We start from the raw sequence: 20,972 nt of genomic DNA on the forward strand, positions 1-20,972 counted from the left end.
CTCCGGATTCTGGGCGGCAAGCCTAATCTGCCGCTTATCACCAATAACCCGATGCTTGCACAGGCGAGATCATTCTTGAGCAGCCTGCTTTCGCCAGAGGGGGCGCTTCTGGCGTCGTGCGTACTCGTGTGTTTAGTGCTGTTCGGGTTGCTCGATCTCTTTTTTCATACTGAAATCGGCATCGCGATGGGCGCGCTCGGCGACAACGAGAATGCGGTCATCCAGGCGGGCATTCAGCCAAACCGCCTCAGGACGTGGGGCATCATGCTCGCGAACGCATTGCCGGGGCTATCGGGAGCAATGGCAGCAGCCTACCAGGGCTTTGCCGATGTCAATCTGGGGCAGGGAGTTGTCGCTGCGGGACTCGCTACAGTGATGCTTGGCGAGCTTGTGGTTCATTCGCAATTTATAGGTGTGCAGCTTGCGCGCGTTTTCCTTGGCTCCATCATTTTCCGCGCGCTTATGTATGCCGCCCGCTCCTGGGGGTATGTCGCCGGTATCACGCCGAATGACCTGCGGCTGCTCACCGCGTTGCTCATTATCGCGTCCGTTGCCATCTCGCGGTATGGGAGGAAGAAGCGATGATCAGCGTGCACGATATACTAGTAAGCTTTAGCCTGGGAGGCGGCGCGGAGCATACGGTGCTTCGCAATCTCACGCTCGAAGTGAAGCGCGGCCAGACCGTATCGATCATCGGCTCGAACGGAGCAGGAAAAAGCACACTCCTCAATGCTATTGCGGGCACCGTACCGCTGCAGGCAGGAAAAATTCTCCTCGATGGCCAGGATGTGACACCCCTCCCGGAATGGGAACGCGCGATCCATGTAGGGCGTGTGCGGCAAGATCCGCTGGCTGGTACGGCGGGCGACATGACGGTGCTGGACAACCTTGCGCTCGCTGCGCGTAAAGGGCCGCGCAGGTTCCGCATTGCTACGCCGCCTAAATTTGCGCGGGAGATGGCCGAGCGGGTAGCTGAGCTCGGCATGGGGCTCGAAAACAGGCTGCATGAAAATGTGTCGAGGCTGTCTGGCGGCCAGCGGCAGGCGCTCACCTTGCTCATGGCGGTGCTCTCGCGGCCCTCGGTGCTCCTCCTCGATGAGCATACGGCCGCGCTCGACCCTGCAAATGCTGAGATTGTAGGCGAGCTCACGCGCCGCTTTATAGAGGAATTTCAGCTCACCGCGCTCATTGTGACGCATGATATGAAGCGTGCGCTCGATCAGGCGAGCAGGGTGGTCATGATGCATGAGGGTAGCATCATCGCTGACTTGAGCGGCCCCGAAAAAGATCGCATGGATGTGCCTGGCCTTGTGCGGCTTTTCAAGCAGGCGCGGGGAGCAGAGTACGCCGAGGACAGGGATTTGTTGACCTGAGGGGGGCGGTGAAATGCGCTTCCGATTGAGGCATGAATGCTTTAATGGTCAGGGTTTCTTTATCGATGACCTGTTGATGACCGCAAAGAGAGCGGCGCAAAGGACTTCGAAGGCGAGCTCATTCTCTTTGGAAGCAAGCAGTTTGCTGACTGGGATGCAGTGACAAGGCCATTCTGCCGTTCCCAATCGATTACAGCGAAGCTCTTCCGCAAGATTTGCAGAATAATGTCTGCCTTATTCCTGGCAGTGTACCCTTAAACGTCTTTAATCTCAGACCTCCTTGTTCCTTCTGCATGGTTTGAACGGAAAATCGAGTATAGGACATTTATCAACAACAGCGGGCAGCTTTGCTACTTCACAGGCTTAAAGCGATGGCGCAGGCAATTGATAAGGGCTTAATCATGAAATAAATTTACTCTGAAAGTTTACTATCATATCGATATATTTTGTGTTTTCTATTTAAAAGTTCACTCTAAAAGTTGACTTTTGTATGGAAATCGAATATGATATCTATATAATAGTTTACTTGGTGGTGAAGCTATGGGCATCAATTCTGAAATTCTTCAGGAAATGAAGAAAAACAATAATGTGATTACAACATCACAGGTGTTGCAGTTAGGATATTCCAAGGCTTTGCTTACGAAATATGTGAAGGCCGGCCTTTTGGAAAGAAGCGGGCATGGCGTGTATATTCTTCCGGATGCGGTGAATGACGATATGTATGCGCTGATGCTGCGCTCCTCAAAAATTATTTTCTCCCATGACACAGCCCTCTTTTTGAACGGCCTGTCGGAGCGTACGCCGTTTCGGCATACCGTAACCATTCCCAGCGATTCGGCGCTGCCGGCCTCCATCAAAGACGAATGCACTTGCTTTTATATCAAGCCGGAGCTGCACAGGCTTGGAATGATTGAGAAAAAAACAACTTTCGGAAACACGGTGCGCTGCTACAATATGGAGCGCACCATTTGTGATTTTTTGCGCAGCCGGAACCGCTGTGATGAAGAAACGGTGATCAGCGCCGTGAAAAACTATGCGGTATCCAAGGGGAAAAACTTGAATCTGCTTGAAGATTATGCAAAGCGTCTGCGGGTTGAAAAAGTGCTCAAGCGGTATATGGAGGTGTTGCTATGAGCTCTAAGGCGATGAGCCTGAAGGGCCGCATCAACCACTACGCAAAGAAGAACAACATTGCGGCCCAGGTAGTTTTGCAGAACTACATGTTCGAACGTTTTTTAGAACGTCTGTCCAAGTCCGAATATCAGGAAAAATTCGTGATCAAAGGTGGAATGTTGGTTGCGGCCATTGTGGGCTTGGATACGCGCTCGACCATGGACCTGGACACTACGCTGCGCAATCTGCCTTTGACGGAAGAGCAGATAACGCAAGCGATTCAAAGCATCTGCGGCATTGACCTGAAAGATGAAGTGGCATTTAAGGTTGTTTCCGTCGCTTCTATCCGGAAAGACGACCGCTACGGCGGTTTCTGCATCAGGATGGATGCGGTTTACGATACGATTGTTACACCGCTTTCTATTGATATTTCTACCGGGGATGTGATAACGCCTTCTGCAGTTCTCTATGAATTCAGCAGTATTTTTGATGAATCTGTCCGTATCCGTCTTTGGGGCTATAACATTGAAACGGTTATGGCTGAGAAGGTTGAGACAATTCTAAGCCGAGGCATATTCAGCACACGCCCGAGAGATTATTATGACATTTACATTTTAGGTACAACCCAAAAATATGACAAGGCGCTTTTTCTGGAAGCGCTGTCCGCTACGGCGGAGCATCGGGGCAGCAAAGCGATTTTGTCTGCTCCCGAGGCTATTTTCGAGAACATATCCGAAAGCCGCGACCTTAGGCAGATGTGGGCGAAATATCAGAAAAAGTTCCCTTATGCGCAGGATGTTACATACGAAGCGATTATCGAAGTGCTTCGCAGCCTGCTTTTTCAATGACTTTAGCAAAAAATCGGGAGTTATATATTCTTAAACAAGGAGGCTGATGGCGAAAATGGAATATTAAAAGCTGCTGGACCGCAGCGACGACTGGCTGAAATACGCGATTCGGCTTCACCTGTGCCGCGAACCAAAGGATACTCTTGTTGAAATCAGAAACGCGGCGCTGGCGGATGGCCGTATTCAAAGGTACCTTGCTGAAGTTGCAGACTTTCACAGTACGCTGGTGACGTGTTCTCCCACTTTTCAGACCATTTATACACTTATTTTCTGCCGGAATTCTGCCGGTGTTGCATAGCCCAAGGCCATATGCGGCCGCGTTCCGTTATAATGCCGTATCCAGTTGGCAAGGGCATTCTACCCGTCATCAAACGATGCATACTCTCTCTGCCAGACCAGTTACTACTTTATGCTTCTAAAAAATCGCTCGATCATCTCATTTTGCTCGGGTATGCAGGCGGATGCTCACGTCGATACCGTTGCAGATCATATATTCACCACGAGTAGTTTTGTGGATCACGAAGCGGCATTTTGTGAGCCACAAGTGCCTTTTCAGATAATTCATGAGCCTCAAACTAGCCCCTTGCCTTCAGCAATATGTCAAAGGTCATCTTATTCCCCTATAATAAGCCGCGAAAACTGGACAGATTAATAGGAAATAAAGTAAGGGATCTTCAAGTCCACCTTATTTCACTATATTTGATGTCTTGACAGGTGGGCTCATATCTGAGAGCGCTGCACCTGTCAAGAACAAAGGTATGATTTTTTCTTCTCTTGTGCTCCTTACCGAATATATCCGTTAACAATAGCCAAACACATACCAATCGTTACGCTGTTTCGTAGGAGTCATATCTTCGCCGTCTCTGCGACATGATGATGTCCAGAAAGGATTTCGCAATCACTATAACGGATCTTGAAGATCCATGAGCCCAGCGCGCTTATCCTTTCCTGGACGAAACAACCGTACTGCACTTGGTATGGTTTGGTTCTCTATACGCGCTTTTCGTGGTGAGAACCCAATATGTCGCTTCAGCCAAATGCCGTGCAACGGCACCAATCGCAACGCCATGCCCCTTTGTTGCCTTCAGCCGTTCATAGAGCTGAACAACATGACGGAAATGCAGGGCTTCATGCCGCATGGAAAGTATATTCGTTGCTTCTACCTCGGAGCTATGTTCTTGACTTGATTTATGCGCGCTTCAAACTCCTTTATCGAGTGCTTCACTGCATCCAGCTGTCCCAAGAGGTTCTGCACGGCAAAACAGGTGTGAGAAGGCAACAGAGAGAGCGCAGATTCCAGAGAAGCGCGGCCTTTCACATTGAACGCATCGCTCGTGTCATTGAAGGAAATGCCATACTTGCTGAAGCAGGAGAGAATGCGGTTCTTGAGGCGTGTGACCTCTCTGGTCAGTACCATTCTGGTACGAAAGAGTTCTCGTATATCACGAACCGCACCGGGAGGTATCCACACCGTGGGCAACGTCCCTGCTCGTTGCAGGGTGTTCAGTCCCTTGGCATCGAGTCGGTCGGTCTTCTTTGATGAGGCAAGCATCATTTTCGCTTTGCGGGCATTGACAAGCCGAGGCAGCATTCCTGCTGCTTCAATCTCGTCCACGATCCAGTACCAGGAGCCTATCGTCTCAAGGGCTACAGGCGAGCCTGGTTCGTGGCGTGAGAGAAACTCACGAATCTCGCCTTTCCTGTGCGCAATTCGCTGCTCCATGACGCGCCCCTTGTCCTGGTCTTCTACAACCGCATAGGTGTATCGCTTGTGCGAATCAAATGCGATATACTGCATCTCGGTACACCTCCTACGCGCTATGGCCTTGTTTGTTATTGAGATAATCTTACCTCACATAGCGCGGTGGTGCAGCGCTCTCATATCATCACTATACGATCTCCTCGTTGTTGTAAATCGCAAAAGCTGTTTCTCACCCCATGGATCGCGCTATCTTCGCAGCATGCGTAAATCAGTATATCATATTTCAGCAATATAAGATTTTTTGGGTCATACGCATTGTAGAACTCGATACGAGCTCGATGCGCTCTCCCAAAAAAAAACGGAGGAAGCTTCGAATGAGTGAACGGGCGCCGGCACATCGATGGTTTATGGTCGCCATGGCCACGCTGCTTATGATTTGTCTTGGAACTGTCTACGCGTGGAGCTATTTTCAGACGCCGATTATGAAGGCGTATGGATGGAACACCACACAAGTTTCGCTGATTTTTTCGTTCACGATTTTGTTTCTCGGCGTGGCGGCCGCAATAGGCGGCGTAGTGCTGCCGCGCGTGGGGCCTCGCAGACTCGCGTTGAGTGGCAGCATCCTCTTCAGTCTGGGGTACGCGGTCGCGGCGCTCGCGCTCTCGATCAAATCGCTGGCGCTTCTCTATATCGGATATGGCTTCATCGGTGGCACAGGGCTCGGCCTTGGGTATGTCACGCCGGTTACAACGATCGCAAAGTGGTTTCCGGATCGCAAAGGGCTTGCTACGGGCATAGTAGTTATGGGCTTTGGCTTTGGTGCGCTTGTCATGAGCAAAGTGCTTGCGCCGCTTCTACTTAGCCTCACGGGCAGCAACCTCGTAACGACCTTCCTGCTCTTCGCGGTGCTCTTCTTTGCGATTACGATGACGAGCTCGTCGTTCTTGCGCACTCCACCCCCAGATTGGAAATCTGGTGCCTCGCCTTCCAAAACTGACAGCGTAGGAAATGCGCCATCTGCGATGCTGAGCCAATTTCCGCGCACAGCGGCAAATGTCCCATCTCCTCTTGAAGCCTTCCGCGCGGCAAAAGGTGATATTCTGTCCGCCCGATTCCTCTTGCTCTGGTTAATGTTTTTTTGTAATATCAGTGCGGGCATCACGGTGGTGGGGTTCCAGTCGCCCATGTTTCAAAAACTTCTGGCCCAGTCCAATCCGGCGCTGACCTCCGTCGCCCTTGCCGCCATGGGCGCGACGCTTATCGCCGTAACCTCGATCTTCAATGGCGTAGGTAGATTTTTCTGGGGCGCCGTTTCCGACAGGGTAGGGCGGATCGCTACATTCCGTATTATGCTCGGCAGCGAACTGGTAATCTTTATACTGCTTATCATTACGCATCAGCCAATATTGTTTGCCGCGTTGCTCTGCTGGGTACTTCTGTGCTATGGCGGAGGGTTCGGCATCATGCCCTCTGCGGTGGCTGAACTCTTCCATCCGAACAAAATGACCGTCATATATGGTGCAGCCCTCACCGCATGGGCCGCGGGTGGCGTCGTCGGGCCGCAGATCACCGCCTTCATTCAAGACAGCGTGCCCGAGCGGGCATCGACACTCTCTTTCATCGTGGGAGCCTGTTTTGTCGCGCTTGGTTTTGCGCTATCGCTCATCATTCAAATTAGAGCGAAGAAAAGCGGAAGGCGTGCCTAATCGACCTGAGGGTGAAGACGGGGGAAGTGCTGGGAAGGGGAACCACGCCGGATTTTGGCGTGTTCGACCGCACGAAGCCGAATGCGTTCATCAGGCCTTCCCGCTACGAGCCGCTCATGCGCTATGCCCAGCCGCCCTTTGGGTATCTAAAAGAAGATATCAGCAGCAGAATGCTGTCGCTTATCTCGAGAACAGGCGAGCCTAAGGGCGGCTCTTTCGTATACGATCAGGAGGGCAGGCTTATCGGCAACTGGTTCGCAGTCCCTGACGCAAAACTCCATGAGATGAGCTGGGACGATATGCTCGCGTTTGCGCCGCATTATCTGGATACAAGACGCATCGAGATGGGCTTCAGCGGCAGGCTGTGGAGTGCCTTCACCAGCGCTTCGCCGAGCACCTGATACTTGGTTTTGAAGAGAGAGCCAAAAACCGAACAGCTCGACAGGGCAACTGCTACCGCCATCGCCGCCCAAAAAATCGCGCTTCTTTTCATCTGCAATCTCCTGCACTGGAACAGTGTCCCGATTTCATTTATTTATATAATGCTGTCAGATGGTAAATGCAACCTGCAAGGAGCCATAGATGAAATTGATGGAAATGCTGCGAACTTGGCGGCTTTTTCTCCAGGAAGGATTTTTTTGATAAAGAATAGAAAAAATAGATTTCCTGGATGATTTCAACAGGAATTTCATGTACGTAAAATCGGAGACTGGTATTAAAACGCGCTTTCGAAGGGTAATAACGATAGTTTACAGCAGATCCATCTGGTTCCAGGGGACTACTGACACATCCTTAAAGGTGAAGGCTTCCATGCCTCCATAGATGAGTGCCGCATGGGTGAGGTCCGAACCTGCAAATCCGGCAAATCTTGAGAGGTTTGTAGTAAAATCGGGGTGAAAGGTGGCTCCCGACTTTACTTCTACTGCGATAAGGGTGCCGCCGGATTCCAGAATAAAATCAACCTCGATGCCGCCATGGTCCCTCCAGAAGTAGATTTCCCATGGGGCCTGTCCATTCATCCTTTTTTTGAGGAGTTCGCTAAACACATAGGTTTCGAAAAGGGCACCCCTGAGGGGGTGATTTGCGAGCTGGTCGTCAGTCCGTATGCCCAGGAGCCGGGCCGCAAGGCCAGTATCGAGGAAATAGAGTTTTGGCGTTTTTACGATCCGCTTATTAAAATTCCGGTAATAGGGCTGGACAAGTTTTACCAGGTAGCTTGCTTCAAGAACCGATAGCCAGGCCTTAATGGTGTTGTGGCTTACCCCGCACTCGCCGGCCAATTCGGACAGGTTCACCAGTTGTGCGGTGCGTCCCGCACAAAGGGAAAGAAAGCGCCGAAAGGTAAGCAGGTCCCGGATGTTATCAATCTGCCTCACATCTCGTTCAAGGTATGTGGCAATATAGTTTTCATACCACAGATCAGCATCAAGACTTCTATCAATAATCGGGGGATACCAGCCACGTCGTATGGATGTGGTACTGTCCGTGAGCAGGGATGGATTATAACTATATATTTCACCAGTAGAAAAGGGGAGCAGTTCCAGTCGTCCAATTCGCCCTGCCAGGGACTGGGTCGCGGCAGCCATCAGATTGAATTGTTGTGAACCGGTAATAATAAAAGAGCCAGGCTGAGGATGTTCATCAACTATTTGCTGCAGATAGGAAAGCAGAGACGGCAGTCGCTGGATTTCATCAAATATCACTTTGAGGCGATATTGTGCAAGAAAGCCCCGTGGATCCTCACGGGCTCTGTCGGCGGTATCCAGATTTTCAAGGCTGACGTAGCTATAGTCAGGAAAGGCATAGCGGGCGAGGGTGGTCTTGCCCGATTGCCGGGGGCCTGTTATCAAGACCACAGGAAATTGGGAAGCAATTTTCCTGAGATAGGGTTCGCAGGCACGGTAAATCATAGTGGTATTGTAGAGCGCTTTGTAAAATTGTCAATAGAACTTACAAAGTTATGGTTCCCCCACAAAGCGCAGATCGCTGAGTTCTATGCCTGTTTGGCTTTGGCCTTCACGGACCTCAATGAAGCCAACGCCTGCAGGAACCTGGAACACAAAATTCCTTCCTCTGCTCGGGCCCCAGCCTGAATCTTCTGCATACACTTCACTTTTTCCTTTTTGGTGGCCGCATTGATAGAGGTCTGGGATGTGTCGACAGCTGTCAGTATGAGGGTGTGGGTGATGAGCGGCGTGTCGCCGAAAATGTTGACATGTGCTTGATATTGTATTACATTACGTAATACAAGGAGATCAATATGACTACAGTTCGTCTTCCGATAGAGATTGAGCAACGCTTGGAAATTCTTGCCCAAAAAAAACATAAATCAAAGACAGACCTTATTAGGGAAGCGTTAGAAAAGTTATTCATTCAAGAGGAGTCGGAGAAAGACTCATATGAGCTTGGTGAAGAGTATTTTGGAAAATATGGGAGTGGAGATGGTAGTTTATCTATCACCTATAAAGATAAACTCAAGGATAAGATAAATGCTAAACTCAATTCTCATTGATACAGGTCCATTAATTGCTTTGTTTGATAAGGATGATACATATCATAATAAAGTCAAAGATTTCATAAAGAACGCAAAATATAGATTCATAACAACGACGGCTGTAATAACTGAAGTATCCCACATGTTGGACTTCAATATAAATGCTCAGATTGACTTTTTTGAATGGATAATGAAGGAAGGAGTTATTCTTCAAGAAATAAGTCAGAAGGATATTAGTCGAATAATTGAATTAACAAAAGAATATAGTGATAGGCCTATGGATTTTGCAGATGCAACTCTTGTAATAGCTGCTGAAAAGACCGGAATAAAAAAGATTATAAGTATTGATTCTGATTTCGATATCTATCGACTGCCAGGGAAAGTAAAGATAGAGAATGTATTCCATTTGGATCATTTCCGCGGCTCATTCGAGTGAGCGCTGAGCTGGCGCTGAGAGAGCGGGCTGGTTCTGGATATCCGGCTACACAGGATGGTGGATAGTCCGCTATCCACTTTTTCTGCACGCCTGGCCGTCGAGGCGTTTGCCTATGGAGGCGCGGGTCGGGGAGGGCTGCAAACAGCGTGCAAATGGGGCTCGCTACGATTTTGCTTTTCCTTACATATTTTGGCATGAATTTTGCTGCTATAGCCTTGGTTGTCAACCATTTTTCGGGATTTTTGCGCGTGCCCGTGGCGAAGTTTCTGTGCGCCACTGCAGTGTGCAAACATTCCGAACACAATCCAAGGAGGATACCATGAAAAAACGGTATTCAGCAGTGTTCGCCATTCTGCTCATTCTTTTGACCGTCGCGCCCGTGTTTGGGCAGGCCGCCAAGAAGCAGCTGACCTTCCTTTTCATGCCTGGTGTGCAAGATCCCTTCTATACCACCATGGAAAAAGGCGTCAGAGCCAAATGCAAAGAGCTCGGTGTCAATCTGATCGTCGCGGAATATCCAAAGGCCTGGGGGCCTGAATATCAGGTTCCCATTCTTCAGGCATATGCCCAGCGCGGCGGATTCGATGGGCTGCTCATTGCGCCGACATCCGTCGATGCGCTCAAGGCCCCGCTCAAAGCCATCTACGACAAGGGAGTCGAGATTATCACCGTCGATACGTTCCTCGGAGACGGCGATTATTCCAAACCGAACACCGACTACAATTTCCCGCTTTCGTACATCGGCTCGGATAACTATCTCGGCGGGAAAATGATCGCTGAGCATCTCGCGAAGCTCGTCGGCGAAAAGGGCAAGGTCTTCTGCGAAGCGACAAATCCTGATGCGTCGTCAGTGGCCGCGCGCGTAAAAGGCTTCAGGGACGGCATCGCGCAGTTCCCGAACATGAAGCTGGTGGGGGTGGAATGGTGCCTCGATGTCCAGCAGAAGGCGCAGGAACAGACCCTTGCTGCATTGCAGAAGGATAAGGACATTGTCGGAATTTTCGGCACCAATGTATTCAGCGCCCAGGGAGCGAACCAGGCTGTTGTCAATGCAGGCCTTGTCGGAGCGATCAAGATTGCCTCGTGGGATGCGACTATCACCAATATCGAAAATCTTAAAAAAGGCGTCATCGACCTCGTGCTCGCCCAGAAACCGGGGGAGATGGGGTCGCTCGGTGTCGAATGGCTGTACAAGTATCTGACCCAGAAGGTACAGGTGCCGAAAAAGGTCATTCCAGGCTTCGAGTTCTTTACCAAGGACAATGTGAACGATCCGAACATGCAGCAGTACATCTATCAGTGAGCGCTCAAGGAAAAGAATAGCAAAAAGTCCCGGTAACGGGCCTTCATGTCTCCTCTTCCGCGCGAAGGGGAGACATGAGATTATCAATGACAGAGGTGCAAATTGGCAGCTGAAAGCACGTCGAATGGCGAAAGATTGAAGCAGGGTGCGCCTGGGGGCGGCGGATTTTTCCAGACCGCGATAGGGCGCTTTTCCGCGCGCAACTGGGCATTAATTTTCCTTTTTATAATGATTGTCATATTCAGCCTCGGAAGCTCAGGCTTTTTCGATATCGTCAATTTCCAGAACATCATTCACCTCTCGACAGGAGCATTTTTGCTAGCTGCGGCGGAACTGCTCGTGGTCATTACAGGGGGCATCGATCTTTCGATTGGATATGTGTATGGGCTTTCGTCGGTGCTCGGTGCGAAGGTGATGCAGATTCTCTATGCGGGCGGCGCTGGCGGGGCGGGAAGCATGCCGGTCTGGCAAGTGATCGCGCTCGGCTGCCTTGCGGCGCTTTCTGTTTCGATTTTGCCGGGGCTGGCGAACGGCGTGCTCGTCACCCGCTTCAGGGTGCCGCCTTTTATCGCCACCATGGGCATGTGGGGCATCTGCAACGGCATTACGCTGTTTCTTGCCGATGGATTCATGCCGGTTATGGGCGCTCCGTCGGAAATCAATGCCATAGGAAACAGCTATTTTCTCTATATCGATCCTTCGAAATCAATCAGCTTTTTTGCAAAGCCTTCATATATCACGCAGGCGAATATCAGGAGCGTTTTGAGGCTCGTTCCGAATTCGCTCTTTTTGAGCCTGGCGGTGTTGCTGGTACTGGGGTTTGTGCTCGGGCGGACGCGGTTTGGCAAGCACACCTACGCGATCGGCGGGAGCATGGACGCGGCGATTCGCTCGGGCATCAATGTGAACCGGCACCTTGTCATGATTTACGTGATTGCTTCGTTTGTTTCGGGAGTTGCGGGCCTGTTCAATCTTTTCCAGACCGGCATAGGGAATTATACGCCTTCGGGCGCGAACTATGAGCTTATGGCGGTGGCCGCTGTGGTCATAGGCGGGGCAAGCCTGACTGGAGGGAAGGGGCGCATTCTGGGTACTGCGGTCGGGGTGCTGGTGCTGGCGGTGCTGGAAAACGGTCTGCAGATCATTGGAGTATCGGCTTTCTACCGGTACATCGGCGTCGGAGTGCTGCTCACGATCGCGGTGATCATCGATCGCGCATTCCCGGATCTGTTCTGAGAGGAGAGGCATACATGCAAACCGAAACTGCGGAGAAACAAGGCACTCTTCCCGAATTGCTGGGACGGAACTGGATTGCGCTCTTCATTGTGCTCCTCGTCGTGTTTTTTTCGGTTGTGGCGCGTTCGTTTTTCAGCTTTGATACAGCGCAGCTTATTTTCTTCAATGGGACAGAAGTTTTTCTGCTCGCTATCGCCGAGCTGTTTGTCATTATAACGGGCGGAATCGACCTGTCCGTCGGTTTCGTGATGGGCTTTGCGACGGTGGTCTCGTCCAAATTGATGGTAGCATGTGTTGCGCTCGGTTTTTCGCCATTCTGGAGTATTCTGGCCGCAAGCGTGGTGACGCTCCTCATTGGTCTTGTGCCGGGGCTTGTCAATGGATGGCTTGTCGCCTGCTTGAGGGTGCCGGCGTTCATTGCGACCTTTTCCATGCTGGGGGTGACGCATGGCATTTCCGAACTGCTGACACAGGGCATTCCGACAAAAAACCTGCCAGCCCTCGCCGGCGATATAGGGAACGGTTCATTTTTCTATGTGGCGCCAGGTGGGGCGATCAGCTTTTTCTCGAGGCCGCAGGTAGCTCGCGGCCAAACCGTTCTCGCAATTATCCCAAATATGGTGATCTTTGCCTTTCTTTTCATTTTTCTGTTTGCGTTCATTTTGGGAAAAATGAAGTTCGGAAGGCACCTGTACGCGATCGGCGGCAATATCGATGCGGCAATCCGCTCAGGTATCAATGTAAAGCGCGACCTCATAAAGGCATATGTCATCTCATCGCTGTTTGCGTCGCTGGCTGGTCTTAGCTATGTCATGAAATACATTACGGGCAAGCCGGATGCGGGCGCGAACATGCTGCTGGAGGCTATCGCCGCAGTGGTTATTGGTGGCGCAAGCATGGCGGGCGGTTCGGGAACGGTTGGCCGCACAATCTTGGGAGCACTGGTCATCGCAATCCTCGAGACGGGCTTGCGGATTATCGGCATGCAGACATTCATGACCTATATCCTGGTCGGAGTTATCCTGATTCTCGCGGTTATCATCGACCAAGTCTTCCCGAACAGAAACCGGTAAGCTCAGGCAGGAGGGAACAATGGCACACCTATTGGAAGCGAAGAACATCACAAAGCGATTCGGCGGTCTGACCGCAGTCGATAATGTCAGTTTTCATGTGGATGAAGGCGAAGTCGTTGCGTTGGTCGGGGACAACGGCGCAGGAAAATCAACTCTTATAAAGATAATATCCGGAGTCCACAAGCCGGATGAAGGCGAGATCTTCCTGAATGGGCAGGAAATTCATATCGATTCGCCCATTGACGCAATCTCGCACGGCATCGAGACAATCTACCAAGACCTCGCGCTTGCGGAGAACATGGATGTGCCCTCCAACATCTTTCTTGGCCGCGAGCGCACGAAGAAAATTCTGGGCTTTGTCAATGTGGTCGATTATGAGCACATGTCGAGTGAATCGCGCAAAGTGCTCGACAGGCTCGATATCCGGATCCCATCGCTCAAGTCCAACATCCGCAACCTGTCAGGCGGCCAGCGCCAGGCGGTCGCCATTTCACGCTCGATTTACTGGAACGCGAAAGTGCTTATAATGGATGAGCCGACAGCAGCGCTCGGCATTTCGGAGCAGAAAAAAGTGCTCGAACTTGTGAGTTCACTCCGGAAACAGGGCATCGCGATTATCATAATAAGCCATCAGATGTACGATGTATTTTCGGTGGCCGACAGGATTATCGTCATGAGGCGGGGCATAAAAGCGGGCGAGCGCTTGGTAAAAGATACAAGCACCGAGGAAATTGTCAGCCTCATTGTTGGAGCCGAGTCGGTCGAAAAAAGATCGCAATGAGATTCTTCGCAAGAACCTTCAATTCCTTTATCTCGGTCATCATCCTGCAGGCGATTCTGGTTATTCTGCTTGTTTCCGGCAGCATTACCAGGAGCCAGGAGGAAGACAGCAAGAAAGAGCTGAAGACCGAAGCGCTCAATGTCTATGACAATTTCAACTCGTGGAAGCGTGCGCTCTGGGGAACGATTGTCGACCTTAACAAATCCGGAGAATTGCGGCATATGATTGCTGCCCAGAAGCATATCGCGCCCGACGAGCCGCTCGAGGCTTATCTGAGGAAGGCCGCCTCGCAGGCAGGGGCGGAGTTTCTCATTATAAAGAACAACTGGTCAACATTTTCCGCCGTGCGGCCGCTTACCGAAAAGCCGGTTCCCAGCCCCAAGGCGCAAGATTTTTATATCGACAGGCCGCATCCTTATGTCGAGATGGTTCTTGCCGACAATACCCTCTATTTTTGCGGCTCGGTAAGGGTGAGCGCCGATAACGGCCGATACCTCGATATCTTCATCGTCAAACGCGTGGATGAGGCGCTCATGCGCCAGCTCAGTTTCAATTCGAGAGTCAGGGCGCTGGTTTCTCTGAACAGCCATTTTGTCGTAGGGACGATTGCAGGCACCGGCTTCCTTGAATGGATGCATGGCAGAAGCTTCAGCACATCCTATACTGTCGTGAATGAGCTCGTCGAAGAGGGTGTGCCGTACGCGGTCGTCATTCAGCAGTCGGGCAATGCGCGCCTTGCCGGCTCGCAGACTGACTCGCCCGCCTCGCTTGGCAACGTGCCCGCGAAAACCGAAGCCACCCTCTACATCTGCACCTTTCTGTCCCTCTCGGAATATCGCGCACGGGTGAATTTCATCAACCGCTCGATTCTCCTTGTTTCGCTCCTGGTTGCCCTGTTTACGATTTTATTGAGCGCGGGGCTCAGCAAAGCGGTGACTGACCCCGTCAGCCAGCTTCGCAAGGCCATGATACGCCTTAAATCGGGCGAAAAGCCAGCGCTCCTTTCCGGGCCCAAGAAAGGCGAAATTGCCGACCTCTTCCAGGGCTTCAACGATATGTCGGCCCAGATTGCCGAAGACAGTCGCGCTCTTTCCGCACATATTCAGGAAATCACGCGCATAAAAGAATACAACGACAAGATATTCAATTCGATTCAGGAAAAAATACTCGTTATAAACGCGCAGTTTGCGGTCGAAAAAGCCAACCGGGCATTTCTGGAATACTGCGGGCAAGCTGAAGATGCCGTGCTCGGACGCAATATCGACGAGCTGTCACTCGCGCTTTTTGATGAACCTGTCCATACCAGTATCCGCGCTATCATTTCGGGCGGAAAATCCTCGGACGCGCAGATTCGCCGCACATCCTCGGGCCATTCGTTCGAAATCAAGTTCTATCCCCTGCTCGAACACGAAGCCGCCACTACATCGATTCATTGTATCATGGTTATCGAAGACATCACTGCCAAAGTCGCCTACGAAGAGAAAATCCGCCAGGCCGAGAAGCTGGCAAGCATCAGCATGCTCTCGGCGGGCGTCGCGCATGAGATCAACAACCCCCTTAGCTCGATACTGACGAATGTGCAGAATCTCATCAAAGCCGAAAGAGATCTCGAGAGGCTCAAAGACCTCCAGCTTGTCGAGCAGGAGACCAAGCGCATCGCGAGGATTGTTCGCAGCCTGCTCGAGTTTTCCTCTTCGACGCGCACGGAAAAACCTGCAACCGATATCAACGCTGCGATCCGGAACATCGTCCAGCTCGTCGGATATTCATTCCGGGAAGAGAGCAGCATCGTCATCGAGCCACATTTGGGCGAAAACCTTCCGCCTGCTGCAATCGGCGAAGATGAGTGCAAGCAAATCATTCTCAATTTGATCAAGAATGCGCTGGAAGCGATTGGCACGTCGGGACGCATTCGCATAGAAACTGCCTTCTTGCCTTCTGAATCCATGGTACAATGCGTTGTCAGCGATACCGGCAAAGGCATTCCGAATGCATTGCTTCCTCGGATCTTTGATCCATTTTTTTCGACAAAGGCAGAGTCGGGTAACAGCGGCCTGGGGCTTTCGGTAGTCTATGGCCTTGTGTCGAAATTTGAGGGTCTCATCGATGTGGAAAGCGAAGTGGGCAAAGGAACAACAGTGAGAATCAAGCTGCCCGCAGCGCCATCAGGATTGCGGCAATGACGAAAACAGCAACCATTTTGATTGTGGACGACGAAGAAGGCATCCGGCACGGGCTTACGCGCCTTTTCGAGGGAGAAGGGTATGCGGTAGCAGGCGCTGAAGATGTCGCCCAGGCCGAAAAGATCGCCAGCGCGAAGAAAATCGACATCGCGATTCTGGATGTGCGCCTGAAGGGATCCGCAAGCGGGCTCGACCTTCTTGCCCGCCTCAAAAACGAAGACAGCGACCTTCCTGTCATCATCATTACCGGCTACGGAAGCATCGAATCCGCGATCGAGGCTATGAAGCGCGGAGCTTCCGACTATATTCTCAAGCCTGTCGACAACGAAGCGCTTCTGGCACTCGTGCGCCGCAACCTCGAAGTCGCTCAGCTCAAACGCGACAACCGGTACCTTAAAAAAGAACTTCTGCAAAAAACCTACCAGCGGCACATCATCACCAAAAACCCCGAGATTCTCAACATAATCGCCAGACTCGACAGCGTCAAAGACAGCACTGCCTCGATCCTTATTACCGGCGAAAGCGGCACTGGCAAAGAAGTGTTCGCCCGCTACATCCATTTTACGAGCACGAGGAGCGCAGGCCCTTTTGTCAGCATCAACTGCGCGGCGCTTTCGGAAGAGCTGCTCTTAAGCGAGCTCTTCGGCCACGAAAAAGGAGCCTTTACCGGCGCAATCGAACGCAAAATAGGCAAATTCGAGCTCGCGGACAACGGCACGCTTTTCCTCGATGAAATCGGCGACATGTCGCCTTCGGTTCAGGCAAAGCTTTTGCGCGTACTCGAGGAAAGCAGCTTCGAGCGCGTGGGCGGGACCAAGCGCATCAGCGTGGATATTCGGGTCGTTGCTGCCACGAACCACGACATCCATGAGCTCATCCGTACAGGCAAGTTCAGAAGCGACTTGTATTACCGTATTGCCATAGTCGAGATCAAACTGCCGCCTTTGCGCGAACGCATCGAGGATATCCCCTATCTGGCAGAGTTTTTCATCAATATGTATGCAGAGCGCTACAAGAAGCACATCGATGGAATAAGCTCCGAGGTTATGCAGCGCTGGCTTTCGTACCGCTGGCCTGGCAATATCCGCGAGCTGCAGAATGTGATTCATCAGGCGGTTTTGCTCTGCACGGGCAACAGGATCGAGGCGGATACGCTGCTCAATTGCGGGGATGAGGCGGCTGGCATTGGGCAAGGGACGCCTGTTGCATCTGGGGCCGGAGCCTTCCGGCCCGAGCGCTATCCTTCCCTCAAGGAACTAGGCGAGGCAGCAGCGGCCTACTACGAGCGCCAGCGCATTGAATCCGCTCTCGCTAAGGCCAATGGCAACAAGAGCAGCGCCGCCCGCGCTCTTGGCATTACACGCAAAACTCTGCTCGAAAAATTGAGGAGATATGGAATATGCTGACCATTTCCGGCACAGGCTGCGCGCTCATGGATTATTTGTATGCGGATGTCCGCCTCGATTCGGAAGCATTTGTGCGCTATCGATCCAGGCAGAGCGGAGATGGAGGGCTCGAGCCAGGCAAACTCGTGTTTGTCGAAGACCTCGAGCGCTTCGCAGGCAAGCCTTTTGCGGGAATTCTCGAAGAGCTGACTGGCGGCGCAAAGCCGGACAGAGCAAATCTGGGCGGGCCTTCTATCGTCGCGCTCATCCATGCGGCCCAGATGCTCGAAGGGCACAATGCGCACATTCGGTTTTTAGGAGCGCGCGGGAATGACGCAAGTGCTGATGAAATAATGAATATCGTCGCTCGCATGCCGCTCGATGTATCGGGATATCGTGCCTTTGAGGGACATACGCCGTTTACGCAGGTGTTTTCGGATCCCACCTATGATCAGGGCCATGGGGAGCGCACGTTTGTGAACGAGCGTGGTGTTGCCGACCTTTTCGCGCCTGAGCACCTGCCGGATTCCTTTTTCGATTCCGACATAGTCGCATTTGGAGGCACTGCGCTTGTGCCGCAGATCCACAACAACCTGACGGCGCTGTGCAAGCGCGCGCGAGCAGGCGGCGCGGTGGTCGTCGTCAACACTGTCTATGATTTTAGGAATGAGGCGAAAGGCGGGCGCTGGCTGCTCGGCGAAAGCGACGAGACCTATGGCTTCATCGATGTGCTCGTTATGGACAAAGAAGAAGCGCTCAGACTCAGCGGCACGGAGAGCTCCGAAGCAGCGCTCGATTTTTTCCGGGCAAAAGGGACAGGAGCCGCTATAATCACCGATGGCGTGCGCGATATTCTTTTTTACTCGGATGGCTCGCTCTTTTCGGTGCCGGCTTTGTCAGGGCTGCGGTTCCTGGCGCCTGGCAAGGGTAGTTTGCCTGCCTGCAGTCTTCCTGTCTCCGCAGAAATCCGCCGTGTGCTTGCAAGCCCTGATAAGCCTAAGGGCGATACGACAGGCTGCGGCGATAATTTTGCGGGGGGCCTTCTCGCATCGATCGCGATACAGCTCGAAGCAGGCCAAAAGCGCGGTAGCCTCGACCTCGTCGATGCCTGCTCCATGGCGATTGTTTCCGGCGGTTTTTCGTGTTTCTACATCGGCGGCACATACCAGGAAGCCCGCCCCGGCGAAAAGAAGCAGGAAATCGAGCACTATTACAAGCTCTACCGCGAACAGCTCAGCGCAAATGCTGCGGACCGCGCGCGCGGAGAGTAAGCCAGGCCCGGATGCAGCAAACCAAGATGAAGCAAGGTAGTATGAAGCCTATGCCAACCCTCGTACAGTTCGGAGCGGGGAATATCGGCCGCTCCTTTATCGGCCAGCTGTTTGCGACCAGCGGCTATGAAGTCATTTTTATCGATGTCGCAAAGCCACTCGTCGAAGCGATCAACGCGCGGCGCGAATACAACATTGTCATAAAAAGAAGCAGCGCGGCCGATGAAGTGCTCACCATCCGCAATGTGTACGCTCTCGACGGCAACGACCACGCGGCGGTTGCTGAGGCTGTGGCCGATACCGATTATGTCGCGACGAGCGTGGGCTTGGGCGCCCTGCCGCACATTTTCCCCGTGCTCGCAAGAGGCATCGAGCTGCGCGCCCAGCGCTATCCGGGTCGCCCCCTCGACATCATCATCGCCGAGAACATCCACGACGGGGCTCGCTATTTCCGGCAGTCTCTCGAGGAGCTCCTCCCGCCCGGTTTCCCCCTTGCCGAAAACGTCGGGCTCGTCGAAACATCCATCGGCAAAATGGTTCCGATCATGCGCAAAGAAGACCTCGCCACCGACCCGCTCCTCCTCTTCGCCGAGGAATACAACGAACTCATAGTCGACAAACACGGGTTTAGGGGCCTCCTTCCACAGATTCCGACCCTCAATCCCGTGGAAAACATAAAAGCCTATGTCGACCGCAAACTTTTCATTCATAACCTGGGCCACGCGGCCGCCGCCTATTTCGGCTTCAGCCAGTCGCCGGGCACCCGCTACATCTGGCAGGCTCTCGAACTGCCGGGCCTCGCCTCCAAAGTGCGCACCGCCATGCGCCAGTCCGCAGCCGCTCTCGTCCGCGAATACCCGAATGACCTGACCCTCGCCTCCCTTGAAGGTCACATCGACGACCTCCTGCGGCGCTTCGCGAACAAAGCCCTTGGAGACACCATCTATCGCGTCGGCCGCGACCTCTACCGCAAACTCGCCCGCAATGACAGGCTCATCGGCGCAATTTTGCTCGCAGCGCGCCATGACTTGCCATATAGCGTTATCGCTGAAGCCGTTCGCGCCGCTATCTCATTCCGTGCCGTCGACGAAGAGGGTAGGCTCTATCCTCGCGACACCGAATTTATCGCCAACGAAGTGCCCAAAGGCCTCGCCGGAATTTTGCGCGATGTCTGCGGCCTTCGGGAGAGCGATGTGATCGATCGCGAGGTCATCGCGCGGATTCTCTACTGAATCGCATCAATGCGATTGCCAGCTGCTCTTCGTCAGATGGTGGCCTCAGCCAACTACCTCAATATTTAATTTTTTGCATATAGAACTAAGCTGTTCATCATTGGTCATTATCAGTGCATCATTCCTTCTCGCAAGCACGGCATAGTACATATCGTAAATAGAATGAGCATTTCTGATTCCTTCGCCCAATGCTTCCTTCCACAGTTCCTTCACTTCAAAAAAATCATCAATCATGTCAATGCCGTCTTCTACATATTGCATACATTCTGCATGACTGATCTTTTGTGCTTTATAATGCTTCCATAGTACATTTGAAAGCTCTATGATATATAAATCAGGCGCGATGATCCATGATGCTTTTTCATACGTCGCGGTAAAGAGATCTTTTTTATCCCTCTGAAGCAAAAGTTCAATCGCAGCACTCACATCCAGCACGGCAGTCATCGGTCGCGATCCTCTCTCAGAAGGGCGACGGCATCAATCTCTTTAGTGGTTTCAGAGATGTTTCGTGTTTGTATCTTTTCCAGAAGGCGCTTCCTTCGTTCGATATTGGATTCTTCCTGGCCAAGGCTTTTTCCCAAAAGCACGACAGTCTGTTGTGCGATAGTCCTATTTTTTCTTCTGGCAGCGAGGACAATCTTTTTATAGATGTCTTCTGGACAATCTCTGACTTGCAGCAGGGGCATATTACAACCTCCTGCATATAATATACAGCTATTTGTATGCGAATATTAAGTGCTAGATAAATTTTTCTCTCCTCCGGACTTTTGCAGTTTCTTTCAAAGGCACAGAGAAATAATTCCTTTTCGCATAAGCTGCTAGAAATTTTTTTACAA

Annotated in this window: 21 protein-coding genes and 1 pseudogene; 16 read left to right on the forward strand and 6 right to left on the reverse strand. The window is 52.0% G+C overall.

Features of this window, described 5'->3' with window-relative positions; translation table 11 throughout:
• The 4 genes from GAP13_RS10580 to GAP13_RS10595 all read left to right on the forward strand — a co-directional run.
• On the forward strand, positions 1-585 hold a 585-nt coding region (locus tag GAP13_RS10580; protein ID WP_442792387.1), incomplete at its 5' end, for an ABC transporter permease subunit.
• Positions 582-1,373 (forward strand): ABC transporter ATP-binding protein, encoded by a 792-nt coding sequence (locus GAP13_RS10585; protein ID WP_158908289.1) that lies wholly within the window; start codon positions 582-584, stop codon positions 1,371-1,373. The genes GAP13_RS10580 and GAP13_RS10585, both read left to right, overlap by 4 nt.
• 540 nt (positions 1,374-1,913) lie before the next feature.
• The gene (locus tag GAP13_RS10590; RefSeq protein WP_158908290.1) at positions 1,914-2,507 is read left to right on the forward strand and encodes a type IV toxin-antitoxin system AbiEi family antitoxin domain-containing protein; all 594 of its coding nucleotides are present in this window, start codon (positions 1,914-1,916) and stop codon (positions 2,505-2,507) included.
• 86 nt (positions 2,508-2,593) lie between these two features.
• The gene (locus tag GAP13_RS10595; RefSeq protein WP_222126203.1) at positions 2,594-3,334 is read left to right on the forward strand and encodes a nucleotidyl transferase AbiEii/AbiGii toxin family protein; all 741 of its coding nucleotides are present in this window, start codon (positions 2,594-2,596) and stop codon (positions 3,332-3,334) included.
• Between the two features lie 255 nt (positions 3,335-3,589).
• Here the strand turns inward: GAP13_RS10595 and GAP13_RS13320 are convergent.
• The 3 genes and pseudogenes from GAP13_RS13320 to GAP13_RS10610 form a co-directional block, all read right to left on the reverse strand.
• A pseudogene (locus GAP13_RS13320) lies at positions 3,590-3,682 on the reverse strand (integrase core domain-containing protein); the annotation flags it as partial.
• 590 nt (positions 3,683-4,272) lie between these two features.
• Complete coding sequence (locus GAP13_RS10605; protein ID WP_158908292.1) at positions 4,273-4,473, reverse strand: hypothetical protein; 201 nt, start codon at positions 4,471-4,473, stop codon at positions 4,273-4,275.
• A 20-nt stretch (positions 4,474-4,493) separates the two neighbouring features.
• Entirely contained in the window at positions 4,494-5,132 is a 639-nt protein-coding gene (locus GAP13_RS10610; RefSeq protein ID WP_158908293.1) for an IS110 family transposase, read from the reverse strand.
• A 278-nt stretch (positions 5,133-5,410) separates the two neighbouring features.
• On the opposite strand from GAP13_RS10610, the gene GAP13_RS10615 reads away from it, so the two are divergent.
• A complete protein-coding gene (locus GAP13_RS10615) occupies positions 5,411-6,742 on the forward strand; it encodes an OFA family MFS transporter (RefSeq protein ID WP_158908294.1) in 1,332 nt (443 codons plus the stop codon).
• A gap of 11 nt (positions 6,743-6,753) precedes the next feature.
• Entirely contained in the window at positions 6,754-7,143 is a 390-nt protein-coding gene (locus GAP13_RS10620; RefSeq protein WP_158908295.1) for a hypothetical protein, read from the forward strand.
• Between the two features lie 348 nt (positions 7,144-7,491).
• Here GAP13_RS10620 and GAP13_RS10625 read toward each other — a convergent pair whose 3' ends face one another.
• On the reverse strand, positions 7,492-8,652 hold the full coding sequence (locus tag GAP13_RS10625; RefSeq protein WP_158908296.1) for an ATP-binding protein: 1,161 nt from the start codon (positions 8,650-8,652) through the stop codon (positions 7,492-7,494).
• Positions 8,653-9,002: 350 nt separating this feature from the next.
• On the opposite strand from GAP13_RS10625, the gene GAP13_RS10630 reads away from it, so the two are divergent.
• From GAP13_RS10630 to GAP13_RS10675, 10 genes are all read left to right on the forward strand, one after another.
• Positions 9,003-9,254, forward strand: coding sequence for a YlcI/YnfO family protein (locus tag GAP13_RS10630; protein WP_158908297.1), 252 nt, complete (start codon positions 9,003-9,005; stop codon positions 9,252-9,254).
• Positions 9,232-9,672, forward strand: coding sequence for a type II toxin-antitoxin system VapC family toxin (locus tag GAP13_RS10635; RefSeq protein ID WP_158908298.1), 441 nt, complete (start codon positions 9,232-9,234; stop codon positions 9,670-9,672). Before GAP13_RS10630 ends, GAP13_RS10635 begins: the two co-directional genes overlap by 23 nt.
• A 319-nt stretch (positions 9,673-9,991) precedes the next feature.
• Positions 9,992-10,975 (forward strand): ABC transporter substrate-binding protein, encoded by a 984-nt coding sequence (locus tag GAP13_RS10640; protein ID WP_158908299.1) that lies wholly within the window; start codon positions 9,992-9,994, stop codon positions 10,973-10,975.
• A 102-nt stretch (positions 10,976-11,077) separates the two neighbouring features.
• Positions 11,078-12,211 carry an ABC transporter permease gene (locus GAP13_RS10645; protein WP_158908300.1) on the forward strand — a complete coding sequence of 378 codons (1,134 nt, stop codon included), beginning with the start codon at positions 11,078-11,080 and terminating at the stop codon, positions 12,209-12,211.
• Positions 12,212-12,225: 14 nt separating this feature from the next.
• Positions 12,226-13,284 carry an ABC transporter permease gene (locus GAP13_RS10650; RefSeq protein WP_158908301.1) on the forward strand — a complete coding sequence of 353 codons (1,059 nt, stop codon included), beginning with the start codon at positions 12,226-12,228 and terminating at the stop codon, positions 13,282-13,284.
• A gap of 19 nt (positions 13,285-13,303) precedes the next feature.
• Positions 13,304-14,065, forward strand: a complete 762-nt coding sequence (locus GAP13_RS10655; RefSeq protein WP_158908302.1) for an ATP-binding cassette domain-containing protein — start codon at positions 13,304-13,306, stop codon at positions 14,063-14,065.
• The gene (locus tag GAP13_RS10660; RefSeq protein ID WP_158908303.1) at positions 14,062-16,248 is read left to right on the forward strand and encodes an ATP-binding protein; all 2,187 of its coding nucleotides are present in this window, start codon (positions 14,062-14,064) and stop codon (positions 16,246-16,248) included. The genes GAP13_RS10655 and GAP13_RS10660 overlap by 4 nt, the downstream gene beginning before the upstream one ends.
• The gene (locus tag GAP13_RS10665; protein ID WP_158908304.1) at positions 16,245-17,654 is read left to right on the forward strand and encodes a sigma-54-dependent transcriptional regulator; all 1,410 of its coding nucleotides are present in this window, start codon (positions 16,245-16,247) and stop codon (positions 17,652-17,654) included. Before GAP13_RS10660 ends, GAP13_RS10665 begins: the two co-directional genes overlap by 4 nt.
• Positions 17,648-18,904, forward strand: a complete 1,257-nt coding sequence (locus tag GAP13_RS10670; protein ID WP_241864345.1) for a carbohydrate kinase family protein — start codon at positions 17,648-17,650, stop codon at positions 18,902-18,904. Before GAP13_RS10665 ends, GAP13_RS10670 begins: the two co-directional genes overlap by 7 nt.
• A 50-nt stretch (positions 18,905-18,954) precedes the next feature.
• The gene (locus GAP13_RS10675) at positions 18,955-20,136 is read left to right on the forward strand and encodes a mannitol dehydrogenase family protein (protein WP_158908305.1); all 1,182 of its coding nucleotides are present in this window, start codon (positions 18,955-18,957) and stop codon (positions 20,134-20,136) included.
• A 45-nt stretch (positions 20,137-20,181) separates the two neighbouring features.
• On the opposite strand, the gene GAP13_RS10680 is transcribed toward GAP13_RS10675, so the two are convergent.
• Both GAP13_RS10680 and GAP13_RS10685 read right to left on the reverse strand, forming a co-directional pair.
• Positions 20,182-20,580, reverse strand: a complete 399-nt coding sequence (locus GAP13_RS10680; protein ID WP_158908306.1) for a type II toxin-antitoxin system VapC family toxin — start codon at positions 20,578-20,580, stop codon at positions 20,182-20,184.
• On the reverse strand, positions 20,577-20,822 hold the full coding sequence (locus GAP13_RS10685) for a hypothetical protein (protein WP_158908307.1): 246 nt from the start codon (positions 20,820-20,822) through the stop codon (positions 20,577-20,579). Before GAP13_RS10685 ends, GAP13_RS10680 begins: the two co-directional genes overlap by 4 nt.
• Positions 20,823-20,972: the final 150 nt, after the last annotated feature.

It is taken from the genome of Rectinema subterraneum (assembly GCA_009768935.1).
GTDB classification, from domain to species: Bacteria; Spirochaetota; Spirochaetia; order Treponematales; family Rectinemataceae; genus Rectinema; species Rectinema subterraneum.

Bases quoted from the DNA above. Each gene is read 5' to 3' on its own strand.
- GAP13_RS10590 (WP_158908290.1), top strand. From the start codon at position 1,914: ATGGGCATCAATTCTGAAATTCTTCAGGAAATGAAGAAAAACAATAAT.
- GAP13_RS10595 (WP_222126203.1), top strand. From the start codon at position 2,594: ATGTTCGAACGTTTTTTAGAACGTCTGTCCAAGTCCGAATATCAGGAA.
- GAP13_RS10680 (WP_158908306.1), bottom strand. From the start codon at position 20,580: ATGACTGCCGTGCTGGATGTGAGTGCTGCGATTGAACTTTTGCTTCAG.
- GAP13_RS10635 (WP_158908298.1), top strand. From the start codon at position 9,232: ATGCTAAACTCAATTCTCATTGATACAGGTCCATTAATTGCTTTGTTT.
- GAP13_RS10660 (WP_158908303.1), top strand. From the start codon at position 14,062: ATGAGATTCTTCGCAAGAACCTTCAATTCCTTTATCTCGGTCATCATC.
- GAP13_RS10685 (WP_158908307.1), bottom strand. From the start codon at position 20,822: ATGCCCCTGCTGCAAGTCAGAGATTGTCCAGAAGACATCTATAAAAAG.
- GAP13_RS10625 (WP_158908296.1), bottom strand. From the start codon at position 8,652: ATGATTTACCGTGCCTGCGAACCCTATCTCAGGAAAATTGCTTCCCAA.
- GAP13_RS10605 (WP_158908292.1), bottom strand. From the start codon at position 4,473: ATGCGGCATGAAGCCCTGCATTTCCGTCATGTTGTTCAGCTCTATGAA.
- GAP13_RS10610 (WP_158908293.1), bottom strand. From the start codon at position 5,132: ATGCAGTATATCGCATTTGATTCGCACAAGCGATACACCTATGCGGTT.
- GAP13_RS10650 (WP_158908301.1), top strand. From the start codon at position 12,226: ATGCAAACCGAAACTGCGGAGAAACAAGGCACTCTTCCCGAATTGCTG.
- GAP13_RS10630 (WP_158908297.1), top strand. From the start codon at position 9,003: ATGACTACAGTTCGTCTTCCGATAGAGATTGAGCAACGCTTGGAAATT.
- GAP13_RS10615 (WP_158908294.1), top strand. From the start codon at position 5,411: ATGAGTGAACGGGCGCCGGCACATCGATGGTTTATGGTCGCCATGGCC.
- GAP13_RS10655 (WP_158908302.1), top strand. From the start codon at position 13,304: ATGGCACACCTATTGGAAGCGAAGAACATCACAAAGCGATTCGGCGGT.
- GAP13_RS10585 (WP_158908289.1), top strand. From the start codon at position 582: ATGATCAGCGTGCACGATATACTAGTAAGCTTTAGCCTGGGAGGCGGC.
- GAP13_RS10670 (WP_241864345.1), top strand. From the start codon at position 17,648: ATGCTGACCATTTCCGGCACAGGCTGCGCGCTCATGGATTATTTGTAT.
- GAP13_RS10675 (WP_158908305.1), top strand. From the start codon at position 18,955: ATGCCAACCCTCGTACAGTTCGGAGCGGGGAATATCGGCCGCTCCTTT.
- GAP13_RS10665 (WP_158908304.1), top strand. From the start codon at position 16,245: ATGACGAAAACAGCAACCATTTTGATTGTGGACGACGAAGAAGGCATC.
- GAP13_RS10640 (WP_158908299.1), top strand. From the start codon at position 9,992: ATGAAAAAACGGTATTCAGCAGTGTTCGCCATTCTGCTCATTCTTTTG.